Origin of the sequence: Mycobacterium sp. UM_CSW (assembly GCF_000455205.1) — a bacterium.
GTDB lineage: Bacteria > Actinomycetota > Actinomycetes > Mycobacteriales > Mycobacteriaceae > Mycobacterium.
In genome coordinates this window covers 1-11,398 of sequence record NZ_AUWQ01000077.1, presented here as the reverse complement: position 1 = coordinate 11,398, position 11,398 = coordinate 1, and the positions used below count along the sequence as shown (strand labels likewise).

The following is an 11,398-nucleotide window of genomic DNA, read 5'->3' as shown; positions in this document are numbered from 1 at the left end:
CGGGTGCGGCGTCGGCGACGACGCACTGGCCACCGGGCTGACGCCGCCGAATCCGATTGTCGCAGCGAGGACGGCCGCGCCGCCGAACACCGCGATTGCCTTCTTAACCTGTGCCTTCATCGGACCGTCCTCTCCTCGCAGGATCGCTTGCTATGGCAATCATACACATGTGCAACTATTGCCACAAGGGAGAGTTTGCAGGGCATATAAATCCTCGAGGGAGGCGACGTAGTCGCCGGATTTGGGGGTCAGGCCCGCCGCACGGGCGGGCCGTCGCGCGGATCGATTGCGCGCGCGACGACATGAACTCGGCGAAGGCCGCGGGACGGTCAGCAAATAGTTCGCGACGTCACCCGTCGCGAACCGCCCTACCCTTCCTTGGTGATCAGCTTGCGCAGCGCCACGCGGTCGGGAGTCAGAAGCTCGGCAATGCGCGGGCGGTTCACCTCGGCGACGATGATCTCGCCGACCTCTTGATAAACCTCGCTGAAGATGCCGTGGGACTTCATCTTCGAGGTCTGATAGAGGTTGTCCTCGGTCGGGGTGACGTAAATGACCGCGTCGGCCTTGAAGCGGTGCACCAGCCAGAGGTGGATCAGGGTCATGAGCCGCTTCTGGCGCAGTTTCTCGGCGAACGTGTTCTGGTCGCGGACCTGAAGGATGCTGCGGCCATGGCGATCCTTGATGGGATCGACGACGACATTCGCCAGCTGCTCGTCCCCGTTGCCGTAGATGCCGAGTTCGAGCACGTCGGAGCCGGCGCGACGGGGCCGCAACTGCACGCGAAGCTTCTCGCCCAGCTGGTAGTGCTCGCTCCAGAGCGCCAACCACTCCTCCAGCAGCTTCTTCGGCACCTCGGTCTGCACGAGATGCTGATGCTGGGTCGAGCCCTTCCCCATGGCCTTGGTGGTCGCGGTGCGACCCGAGGAGGCTGCCAGCGCCGCGTCGCTGCGCGGGCCGCCGACCAGGGTTTGCGGCGTCCGGTAGGGCGACTCGACCAGGCGCATCTTGCGTTGCAGCCGCGCCAGCGCCAGCATGCCGTCCTGCTGCAACGAGGTGGCGAACTCCTCGGCGGCGACGCCGTCGATCTGATGCCCGCCGTAGGTGATGAAGTTGAAGACGAATCCCATCTTCCCGAGCTCGACGGGGAACTGCTTCATCTCCTCGTCGGTCATCCCGGTGGTGTCCCAGTTGAACGACGGCGAAAGGTTGTACGCCAGCATCTGGTCCGGAAACTCGGCATGGATCGCCTCGGCGAACTCCCGGGCGTCGGCGAGATCGGCCGTCTTCGTCTCCATCCAGAGGATGTCGGCGAACGGCGCGGCCGCGAGTGACTTGGCGATCGCGTACGGAATGCCGCCCCGCACCTGGTAATAGCCTTCGGGCGTCCTTGCCAGCTCGGGGCTCCAGTCTGGCGCGGCGCCCAGCTCCCTCGCCTTCTCCCGGGCGGCGTAGTGCGACGTCCGCGCAGCGAACTTCCGCCACTCGTCGGCGGTCATGGGCGCCGGCTCGTCTTCGCGTTCGCCGAAGGCCAGGACTTCCGCCACTGCGTCGCTGTAGGTCATCAGCCCGGCGTCGTCCTCCCAGGCAGCGACGAACCGCGACTCGACCTGATCGAAGAGGTCGTCGATCGAGTCCTTACCCTGCTCCCGCCAGGTGTTGACGGCGTCGGACACCACGCCGAGAATCCCCTGCCGCTCGAGCCACGCGTTGGCGATGCCGTACTCGCTCTCGGCGAGCGCATACAAGAGGTGACCGTTCAACTCCTTGACGCCCAGCTCGTAGAAGCGCCGCATGAGCGCCAGGAAACAGGCCTTATACGAAGGAATGTCCAAGTTGGTGGCTCCGAGCAGGAACGCCTGATCGCGCTCGTCGGAGTTGCTGTCGATCAGGTTGGCCGCCTCGGCGTCGGTACGCGCGACGATGATGCCGGGCACCCGCATGACGTCGAGCTGGAAGCGGGCGGCGTTGAGCCGCTTGATCTGTTCGTCCGACGGAACCAGGACCTTGCCGCCCTGATGACCGCACTTCTTGGTGCCCGGTCGCTGATCCTCGATGTGGTAACCCGGCACGCCGACCTCGACGAAGCGGCGGATCAGGTTGCGCACGTGCGGATCACCGCCGTGACCGGTGTCCGCGTCGGCAATGATGAACGGCCGGTAGTCATACTGCCTGGCCGTGGCGCGCTGCCGCTCGCTCATCTGTTGCCGCTGGTACTGCTGATTGCGGTCCGCGGTGAGAAGCGCGCGCACCAGCACCGCGGCATCTTCGGGCACCTGGCTCAGCGGGTAGCTGGCGAGGTCAGGTCCTGGGTCTTCGGTGGTGGAGCCCTTGGCCGAGGTCGCCCAGCCGCCGAGGTAGATCCCCTCGATGCCCATCCGCTTCATGCTGACCGCCTGGCCCGGCGAATACGGGCCGAACGTCGTGATGCTCTTCTTCGCCGCGAAGAGTTCGCGCAGCCGGTCGTAAAACGCCGCGGCCGCTTCCCGCGCCACGGTGTAGTCGGTCGGAATCGTCCCGCGCTGCTCGGCTACTTGGCGGGCCGTGTAGAGGCGGGTGATCCGGGCAAAGCGCGAACTCTCGAAGTACCGCTGCGTAGCCTCGACGTCCTGCTCGAACGGCGTGCGGACCTCGGTGTCCGTTTCGATGATGGCCATGGGATTACGCTCCTCTTCAGCACGAATTCGCTGACCGTGAGTTTATCCCCGGACACGGCGGTTCAATCAGGGGTAAATAGTCCCGAGCCGCAACTGTGGCCGTGCCGTACTCCGCGCGAGCAATGCCCAGCAAAGCGCGTCGGCGATCGGTAGTCTCCCTACCGTGCAGACGAGCTTGCGCTTCGAGCGTTGGTATCTTCCCCTCGCGGCTGCGGTCGGGCTGGGCCCCCGCCACAGCGAGATCCGGTTGGACGCGGGCGTGCTGCACGTGAAGATGGGCTGGGCGTTCGAGGCCGACATCCCGCTTGCCTCGATCACCAAGGCCGAACCGGCCAGCGAGCGCGTGTTCGCCTGGGGCGTGCACTACTCGGCGGGTCGGTGGTTGGTCAACGGGTCGGGCAAGGGACTGGTTGCGTTGACGATCGAGCCCCCCGTACAGGCGAAGGTGTGGGTCAGGTCGGTGACGCTGCGCTCCTTGTGGGTCAGCGTGACCGATCCGGACGCCCTGATCGCCGCCTGCACAACCGCCCGCGCCTAGTCGAGCGCCGACACCGCACGTTTCTTCAACCAATCCCGTTGCCGCCGGACGAACTTCGCGTCGACGGTCTTTCCGTGGCCCGGGACATAGACGGCGTGGGGCCCGCCGATCTCGAGCACCCGATCCAGGGTTTCCGGCCAGGCCGCCAGATCGGAGTCGGCGTCAATGTACGGTTCGGCGGATTCCTCGACCAGGTCACCGGTGAACAGCACGACCGGGTCGCCGGCACCGTCTCGTGCGGGCACCACCACAACCAGGTCGGCCGATGTGTGGCCGGGCCCCGGGTGCGTCACCGTGACGGTGCGGTCGCCGAGGTTGATCGCGGTTTCGTATAGACCGCGCCGAGGTGGCTTCAGCGCCGAAATCGCGCGATCGACTGCGGCGGCATTCGCGCCGTAACTCAGCGCGTGTGCGCGCAGGTGACCGGTGCCCGACGTCAAGTATTCGACAACCTCAGGCGTGCAGTGGATTTCGGCATCACCGAACGCCGAGCAACCCAGGACATGGTCGAAGTGCTTGTGTGTCAGCACGACATGAGTCACATCGCGACCGGTGAGCCGTCGCGCGTCGGCGTCGATGGCGGCCGCCTCGGCGAGGGTGGTTCCGGTGTCGATGATCAGCGCTCCGCCGGCGCCCTGCACCAGCCCGATCGTCACGTCGCAGAACGCCAGTCGGCAGCGATGGACCGTGTCGGTCAGTCGTTCCCAGACGAAGTGCACAAGAAGGACGGTAGCCCCGCTCCTGCCGCGGTGGCAGGACATGTCGGAAAAAGTTGACATGTCGGAATCTTCCGACATATATTTCGCGGGTGGCCGCCGCCGATCGCGTCTTTCTCGCCCTGGCCAACCCCGTGCGTCGGGAGCTGCTGGAGATCCTCGCCGGACACCCGCTGTCCGCGGGCGAACTCAGCGACCGGTTCGAGCTCAGCCGCCCGGCCGTCGCCGAGCACCTCAAGGTGTTGCGTGACGCCGGGCTGGTGGCCGACGAGCCGCAGGGCCGCCGGCGCATCTATCGCCTGACCGCCGAACCGCTGGCGGAGCTCGGCGAGTGGCTGCATCCGTTCGAGAAGTTCTGGCGCGCCCGGCTGGTCGGGCTGGCCGAGGTGGCAGAGGAGCTGGAATGAGCGAGACGCCCGCAACGATCAGCGTGGACCAATTCGTCGCGGCGCCACCGGCGAAGGTGTGGCGGCTGCTGACCGAACCGGAGCTGATGCGGCTGTGGTGGGCCGAGGGGGAGGTGGCCGCGGTGGTCGGCCACCAGTTCACCCTCGACATGCCGGGCTACGGCAGGCAACCGTGCAAGGTGCTCGAGGTCGATCCCCCGCACCGCTTCGTCTACACGTTCACCGCGGCCTGGACCCTGACCTGGCGTCTCGAGCCGGAAGGCAGCGGGACTCGAGTGTTCTTGGAGCACAGCGGGTTTGACCTGAACGACACCAGGATGGCCGAGGCCTTCGAGCGCATGGGCCCCGGCTGGCGCGACGTCGTTCTCCCCCGCCTCGCCGGGGCCACCGCGCGGGCCTGAGGCGCCCGGCGCCGTGTGCGACCATCACACGATGCGCGCAGTGGTCATCACCAAGCACGGCGACCCGTCGGTCCTGCGGGTCCAGGAGCGGCCGGACCCGCCGCCACCGGGCCCCGGACAGTTGCGGGTCGCGGTGCGGGCGGCCGGGGTCAACTTCGCCGACCACCTGGCCCGCGTCGGCCTGTATCCCGACGCGCCGAAGCTGCCGGCGGTGGTCGGCTACGAGGTCGCCGGGACGGTCGAGGCCGTCGGCGACGGCGTCGACCCCGACCGCATGGGCGAACGCGTGTTGGCGGGGACGCGATTTGGCGGCTACGCCGAGGTGGTCAACGTGGCGGCGAGCGATTCCGTCCCGCTGCCGGATGCGTTGAGCTTCGAACAGGGCGCCGCCGTCCCGGTGAACTACGCGACCGCCTGGGCGGCGCTGCACGGTTACGGGTCGCTGCGCGCCGGCGAGCGGGTGCTGGTGCACGCGGCGGCCGGCGGGGTGGGCATCGCCGCCGTCCAGTTCGCCAAGGCGGCCGGTGCCGAGGTGCACGGGACCGCGTCGCCCGCAAAGCACGCGAAGCTGATCGAGCTGGGCGTCGACCGGGCAATCGACTACCGCCGCGACGGCTGGTGGACGGGCCTGGGCCCCTACGACCTGGTGCTCGACGCGCTGGGCGGCACGTCGCTGCGCCGGTCCTACGCGCTGCTCCGACCGGGCGGAAGGCTTGTGGGCTACGGCATTTCGAACATGCAACACGGCGAGAAGCGCTCGCTGCGCGCCGCCGCGCCGCATGCCGTGGCGATGCTGCGCGGTTTCAACCTGCTCGACCAGCTGTCGGAGTCGAAGGCCGTGATCGGGATCAACATGCTGCGGCTGTGGGACGACCGCGGCACGCTCGAGCCGTGGATCACTCCCCTGGCCAAGGCGCTCGACGACGGCACGATCGCTCCCGTCGTCCATGCCGCGGTCCCGTTCGCCCGGGCGCCGGAAGCGCACCGGATCCTGGCGGCCCGGGAGAACGTCGGCAAGGTGGTGCTGGTGCCGTGAGTTTTAGCACCGCGACAATGGCTATTTAATCCGTCATGGCTATCACCGATTCCCGCGAAGTCGTCATCGACGCGACGCCCGACGAAATCATGGACGTGCTGTTCGACCTCGAGTCCTTGACCGAGTGGTCCTCGTTTCACAAGAAGGTCGAAATCCTGGAACGCGACGCCGACGGCCATCCGAGCAAATCGCGGCAAACGGTGAAAATCGTCGGCGTCAGCGACGAGCAGGTGCTCGACTACTCCGTTCACGACGACGGAGTGGGCTGGACACTGGAGAGCTCCAAACAGCAGCGCGCGCAGGAGGGCCGCTACACCCTCACGCCCGACGGCGATTCCACCCGGGTGCGTTTCGATCTGACCGTGGACCTTTCCGCCCCGGTGCCGGGGTTCCTGGTCAAGCGGGGGGCCAAGGGCCTGATGGAAACCGCGACCGACGGCCTGCGCAAGCGCGTGCTCGAGGTCAAGGGCGGCAAGTAGGTTCGAAAACGAGTCCTTCCCGACCGACCGTCGGCGAGCGACACTGTCCTGTATGGAATCGCTTCACCGCTTGGCGCCGGTCACCGCCGGGCTGGCGCTCCTCGTCACCCTCACCGGCTGCGGCGGCCAGGGCGGCAGCCATTCAACGGCCCCGCAGACACCCAAGGTGACGACCCTCGGCCGGACGGTCGCCGAAGCGCCGGGCACCGGACCGGTAACGATCAGCAGTCCCGCGTTCCCCGACGGTGCGCCCATCCCCGCGCAATACACCTGCAAGGGGGCCAATGTCGCGCCGCCCTTGACGTGGTCGGCGCCGTTGGGCGGGGCGCTTGTGGTCGACGACCCGGACGCGCCGCGCGGGCCCTACGTCCACTGGATCGTCGTCGGGATTCCGCCCGGTCCCGGAAGCACCGCGGACGGCCAGACCCCCGCCGGCGCCAGCAGCCTGCCGAACTCGGCGGGGCAGGCCGGCTACAGCGGGCCCTGCCCGCCCGCGGGCACCGGGGTGCACCACTACCGGTTCACCCTCTACCAGCTCCCCGCCACCTACCAGCTCCCCGCGGGATTGGCCGGTGCCCAAGCGGCGCAGGCGATTACCCAGGCCACAACCGGACACGGACAGGCACAGTTCACCGGAACCTTCGAAGGCTGATGACCCAAGCGGGGGCGCGATGCCGGCACAACCGACGTTAGATGTAACGCGGGCAATACAATTCGGCCAGCTCGCCGCCGCGACCTACGCGACATCGCCCGGCGACTTGACGAACAAGGCCGGGCGGGCCCTGAGCGTCGGCGGCATCGACTACACCGTGGTCACGACGATCTACGCCAACGATCTGGCGACCGACATGAATCCGGCCCGCGCCGACGACGAAGTCTCCATCGGGCTCATCTGTCAGGAAAACAAGACCGGCAACGTGGCGATCGCGATCCGTGGCACCGAAGGGTGGCTGGAATGGATCCACGACGTCGAATTCGGGCTGGTGCCATGCCCTTTCCTGACGGGAGCCGGGCACACGGAAGACGGCTTCACCGACATGTACGAGTCGCTGCGCACGGGGGCCCAGTCGGGTTCGCCGAAGGTGGTCGACGCGCTCGCGAATCTTACCTTCCCGCAGGCCGTCGGCTCCGTGACGATCTGCGGGCACAGCCTGGGCGGAGCCCTGGCGACGCTGCTGGCACTCGACTTGGCGGCCAACACGACCTTCGCCGTTCCCGCCGTCTACACGTATGCCAGTCCGCGCACCGGGGATTCGCTGTTCGCCGCCACCTTCGACCAGGTGGTGAAGAACTCGTTTCGCATCGCGAACCGGTTGGACGTCGTCACCGCCCTGCCTCCCCCCGTCGACTACGAACACGTGCTCAATCCGACCTGGCTGAACCCGATTCGGTTGCTGCCGCTGCCACCGAAGGTTCTGGTCAAATACTCGGTGGCGTGCGAACATTCGCTCGCGACGTACCTGTACCTGCTGTCGCTGCAATCGGGCGGCCCGACCCTGAACCTGGAGCCCGCCTGCAAGCCCTCTTAGTCCGCCGGTGTCCGGGTGGCGAGCCGAATTAACCCGCGGCGCAGCCGTTTGTCGCGCTTGCCGGCGGCCAGCTCGATCAGGGCGATCTCCGCGACCGCCGCGACGAGCAACGCCGCGACCGGTTCCGGGGACGCCCAGCCGAGCGCGACGAGATCGGGCACGATCTGCGCGGCCGCACTTTCGTTGCGGGCGGCCACCAAATCGCTCAGCCCGGCCTCGGTGCGCGACTGCACGAGCAACGCCTTGGTGGCCGGCTCGGCCAGGCAGCCGTCGAGGTAGGCGTTCATCCCGGCCTCAAGCCGCTCGCGGCCGGGCGGCAGGTCGGCGCCGGCAGCGGCGATCGAGTCCTGCAGGTCGTCATGGAACCGGGCGTGCAGTGCCCGCACGTATTCCGAGCGGCTGGGCCAATGCTGATAGAAGCTGCCCTTCGCCATGCCGGCCTCGGCGACGATCGCGTTGACCGAGATCCGGGCCAGGTCGGCCGTTCCCAGCAGCCGCTGCCCCGCGTCCAGCAGCGCATTGCGCCCCGGCTCAGGCGATCTCATCGCACGGCCGCCCTGCGCTGGCTGCGGCGGGCCAGCATCTCGCCGTACTGCTCGCAGACGTGGATCACGCCGGTGAGTTGATAGGTGATCCATCCCTTGTGGGTCGACGGGAGGTTCTTCTCGAACACCCGATGCCCGATGATCTGCAGGGCCCACCCGCCGACGAACATCGCGGCACCGACCCTCGGCTTGGCCCACACCAGCGGGAGGCCGGCCGCGATGATGGGCGTGCCGATCAGATGCGTTGTCCGTACCCCCTTCGAGGTGTGCTGGGTTCGGTAGTAGGCCATCTTGTCGGCGAACGGCGCTTCGGGCGGCGGGGCTGGCATCGCGGGTCCCTTCTTGTCACGGCGGTCTTCTCGTTGTAGCGTAGGCCATGACCGACCAGTCGGTCAACATCGGCGAGAGGAACTTCCATGGCGATTGTTCAAACCCGGGCGGGGCGCGTGGCCTACCACGAATCCGGCAGTGGCCCAACCGTTTTGCTGCTTCATGCCACGCTGCACGACCGACACGACTTCGACCCGATCGTCGAAACCCTTGCCCGCAACTACCGCACCATCGCGGTGGACTGGCCCGGGCACGGCGAGTCCGATCCGGTCGAGTCCCCCATGGTGGCCAGCGCGCCGCTGTTCGCCGACGTGCTGGAGGACGTCGTCGAGGGCCTGGGCGTGTCGGGCGCCCTGTTTATCGGGAACTCGGTCGGCGGGTTTGCCGCCGCTCGGCTGGCGATCACTCGCCCCGAGTGCGTCGCAGGTCTCGTCCTGGTCAACACGGGCGGGTTCGTGCCCTTGAACCCGGCGGTCCGCGGCTTCTGCCGGGTGCTCGGCACGCCGGCGCTGTTCCGGCGGGCCGCCCCCCTCTTCGTCCGCGGCTACATGAAGCCCAAAACGGACGCCGACCGGCGGATCGTCGAGCGCGCGACCGCGGTGGCGAAAACGCCCGAGGGCGTCCGCACCGGAGCGGCGCTGTGGCGCAGCTTCGCCACGCCCGAGCACGACCTGCGCGACCGCGCCGGTGAGCTGGCGGTGCCCACGCTGATCGTGTGGGGAAAGAAGGACATCGCCATACCGCTGCGTGCGGGTCGCGCGACCCACGAGGCCATCGCCGGGTCCCGGCTGGAAATCCTCGACACCGGTCACGTGGTCTTTTCGTCCGACCCCGGCGGCTTTCTCGCCGTCGCCGAGCCGTTCCTGGAATCGGTCAGCCTGCGGCGGTAACCGGCGCGTGATCGTGTCGCGACACTGCACTGACTGCGACGACACGCCGAGAAACGTGACGCTGCTTTAAGTTTCGCGAACAGGAGCTCCCGATAACCCCTGCGCGCTCTCGACGGCCGCCTCGACGAAGCGGCGCAGCGCGGCGTTGCGGCCGCGCGGCAGAAACACCAGCGCCACCGGGCTCGGGGGTGCTCCCCGCAGCGGGATGAAGCGCACCCCGGGGTGGATGTTGCGCCGGACGGCGACGTCGGGGATCACGCCGAGGCCGCGATCGGCCGCGACGGATTCGATCCACTCGTCGAAATTCGCTGTCTCCACGATCGTTTCGGGCCCCGCGCCGGCGGCCCACGACCACGGGCCGGTGGTGCCGCTGGTGGTGTTGACGACCAACGGCCACCGCGGCACCTCGGCCCAGTCCAATTCCGATCGGTCCGCCAGCTCTGAATGCACCGAGCACACCGCGACCCGAGACTCGTTGAACAGGTGCACGACGCGCAGGCCCGCCGCCGTGAGCCGGCGGCGCACGACGGCGACGTCGACCTTTCGCTGCTGCACCGCGCCCAGCGCGTCGTCCGTGCGGACCAGCCCGACCGCGGTCCCGGTGGCGCGCTCGAAGCGGGCGAGGGTGTCCTGCGCCCAGGGGTCGGGCAGCAACCAGCTGAACCCGAGGCGGATCACTGCCTGCTGCCGCACCGCGCCGAACCCACGTTCCAGTTCCGCGAGGACGCGTTCGACATGGTCGAGGAACGTTCGGCCGGCCTGCGTCGTCTCGACGCGGCGCGAACTGCGGTCCAGGAGCGTCACTCCCAGCGCGTCCTCCAACTGTTGAATGGTGCGGCTCAGCGCCGGCTGGGTGATGCTGAGCTCATCCGCGGCCTGCGTGAACGACTTGAGTCGCGCCACTGCCTCGAACACCCGGAGGTGGCGCAACTCGACCCGGCCGCCGTCCAAACCGCCCATGTCTGGCAAGCATAGATCGATTACATCGGGCATTTCACAGCGGCTTTCGGCGGGCCTAGCGTCGTAAGCAGACCAAGGACTCAAGGAGACACAATGCCGCTGCTGTACATAGATCTCATCGAGGGCCGCACGCCGGAGGAGCTTCGGGCCCTCCTGGATGCCGTCCACGACACCGTTGTCGAAGCGTTCGGGGTGCCGCCGCGCGACCGCTACCAGGTGGTGCACACGCATCCGGCCCACGAGATCGTCGCATGGGACACGGGTCTCGGCATCACCCGCTCGGCGGGGCAAGTGATCGTGCACGTGGTGAGCCGGCGCCGCACGCGCGCGATGAAGGAGAAGTTCTACGAACTGCTGGTGACCAACCTGTCCGAGAGGTGCGGGGTCGACCCGGCCGACGTGATCGTCTCGATCACCGAAAACGGCGACGAGGACTGGTCTTTCGGACATGGACGGGCCCAGTTCCTCACCGGAGAGCTGACATGACGCTCACCACCCGGCTCACGGAATTTTTCCGGATCGAGCACCCGATCCTGCTCGCTCCGATGGCGATGGTCTCGGGGGGCCGGCTGGCGGCGGCGGTGACGGCGGCCGGCGGGCTCGGCCTCATCGGCGGAGGTTACGGCGACGCGGCATGGCTGCAACGCGAGTTCGACCGTGCCGCCGGGACGCGGGTGGGAGCCGGGTTCATCACCTGGCGGCTGGCCGGCAACCCCGAGCTGCTCGACGAGGTCTTGGCGCGGCAACCGGCCACCATAATGCTGTCGTTCGGGGAACTGCGGCCGTTCGCCGACCGCATCCGCTCGGCCGGCGTTCCGCTCACCGTCCAAGTGCAGAACCTTGACCACGCCCGCAAGGCCCTCGACGCCGGCGCGGAAATCGTTGTGGCCCAGGGCGGCGAGGCCGGCGG

Annotated in this window: 15 protein-coding genes; 10 read left to right on the top strand and 5 right to left on the bottom strand. The window is 68.2% G+C overall.

Annotation, left to right across the window (positions count from 1 at the left end):
- Positions 1–368: 368 nt before the first annotated feature.
- The gene (gene aceA / locus N415_RS23635) at positions 369–2,657 is read right to left on the bottom strand and encodes an isocitrate lyase ICL2 (protein ID WP_068187273.1); all 2,289 of its coding nucleotides are present in this window, start codon (positions 2,655–2,657) and stop codon (positions 369–371) included.
- Positions 2,658–2,820: 163 nt separating this feature from the next.
- Between aceA and N415_RS23630 the strand changes: the two genes are divergently transcribed.
- Positions 2,821–3,195 carry a hypothetical protein gene (locus N415_RS23630; RefSeq protein WP_068187271.1) on the top strand — a complete coding sequence of 125 codons (375 nt, stop codon included), beginning with the start codon at positions 2,821–2,823 and terminating at the stop codon, positions 3,193–3,195.
- Here N415_RS23630 and N415_RS23625 read toward each other — a convergent pair.
- Positions 3,192–3,914 carry an MBL fold metallo-hydrolase gene (locus N415_RS23625; RefSeq protein WP_068187269.1) on the bottom strand — a complete coding sequence of 241 codons (723 nt, stop codon included), beginning with the start codon at positions 3,912–3,914 and terminating at the stop codon, positions 3,192–3,194. The two genes, N415_RS23630 and N415_RS23625, sit on opposite strands and share 4 nt — an antisense overlap.
- Before the next feature lie 89 nt (positions 3,915–4,003).
- On the opposite strand from N415_RS23625, the gene N415_RS23620 reads away from it, so the two are divergent.
- From N415_RS23620 to N415_RS23595, 6 genes are read left to right on the top strand one after another with little or no spacing between them, the layout of a single operon-like run.
- A complete protein-coding gene (locus tag N415_RS23620) occupies positions 4,004–4,318 on the top strand; it encodes a metalloregulator ArsR/SmtB family transcription factor (protein ID WP_193376497.1) in 315 nt (104 codons plus the stop codon).
- The gene (locus N415_RS23615) at positions 4,315–4,719 is read left to right on the top strand and encodes an SRPBCC domain-containing protein (RefSeq protein WP_068187267.1); all 405 of its coding nucleotides are present in this window, start codon (positions 4,315–4,317) and stop codon (positions 4,717–4,719) included. Before N415_RS23620 ends, N415_RS23615 begins: the two co-directional genes overlap by 4 nt.
- Positions 4,720–4,750: 31 nt before the next feature.
- Entirely contained in the window at positions 4,751–5,755 is a 1,005-nt protein-coding gene (locus N415_RS23610) for a zinc-binding dehydrogenase (RefSeq protein WP_068187265.1), read from the top strand.
- Positions 5,756–5,790: 35 nt separating this feature from the next.
- Entirely contained in the window at positions 5,791–6,234 is a 444-nt protein-coding gene (locus N415_RS23605) for an SRPBCC family protein (protein WP_067015845.1), read from the top strand.
- A gap of 52 nt (positions 6,235–6,286) precedes the next feature.
- On the top strand, positions 6,287–6,886 hold the full coding sequence (locus N415_RS23600; protein WP_068187263.1) for a YbhB/YbcL family Raf kinase inhibitor-like protein: 600 nt from the start codon (positions 6,287–6,289) through the stop codon (positions 6,884–6,886).
- Between the two features lie 19 nt (positions 6,887–6,905).
- Entirely contained in the window at positions 6,906–7,763 is an 858-nt protein-coding gene (locus N415_RS23595) for a lipase family protein (protein WP_068187260.1), read from the top strand.
- Here the strand turns inward: N415_RS23595 and N415_RS23590 are convergent.
- The gene (locus N415_RS23590) at positions 7,760–8,308 is read right to left on the bottom strand and encodes a TetR/AcrR family transcriptional regulator (protein ID WP_068187258.1); all 549 of its coding nucleotides are present in this window, start codon (positions 8,306–8,308) and stop codon (positions 7,760–7,762) included. The two genes, N415_RS23595 and N415_RS23590, sit on opposite strands and share 4 nt — an antisense overlap.
- Complete coding sequence (locus N415_RS23585) at positions 8,305–8,637, bottom strand: DUF962 domain-containing protein (RefSeq protein ID WP_085189115.1); 333 nt, start codon at positions 8,635–8,637, stop codon at positions 8,305–8,307. Before N415_RS23585 ends, N415_RS23590 begins: the two co-directional genes overlap by 4 nt.
- Positions 8,638–8,724: 87 nt before the next feature.
- On the opposite strand from N415_RS23585, the gene N415_RS23580 reads away from it, so the two are divergent.
- Positions 8,725–9,528 carry an alpha/beta hydrolase gene (locus N415_RS23580; protein WP_068187256.1) on the top strand — a complete coding sequence of 268 codons (804 nt, stop codon included), beginning with the start codon at positions 8,725–8,727 and terminating at the stop codon, positions 9,526–9,528.
- 66 nt (positions 9,529–9,594) lie between these two features.
- Here the strand turns inward: N415_RS23580 and N415_RS23575 are convergent, their stop codons facing one another.
- Positions 9,595–10,488, bottom strand: a complete 894-nt coding sequence (locus N415_RS23575) for a LysR family transcriptional regulator (RefSeq protein ID WP_068187254.1) — start codon at positions 10,486–10,488, stop codon at positions 9,595–9,597.
- A 93-nt stretch (positions 10,489–10,581) separates the two neighbouring features.
- On the opposite strand from N415_RS23575, the gene N415_RS23570 reads away from it, so the two are divergent.
- Together N415_RS23570 and N415_RS23565 are read left to right on the top strand one after the other, a co-directional pair.
- The gene (locus N415_RS23570) at positions 10,582–10,974 is read left to right on the top strand and encodes a tautomerase family protein (protein ID WP_068187252.1); all 393 of its coding nucleotides are present in this window, start codon (positions 10,582–10,584) and stop codon (positions 10,972–10,974) included.
- On the top strand, positions 10,971–11,398 hold a 428-nt coding region (locus N415_RS23565), incomplete at its 3' end, for a nitronate monooxygenase (RefSeq protein WP_161630345.1). The genes N415_RS23570 and N415_RS23565, both read left to right, overlap by 4 nt.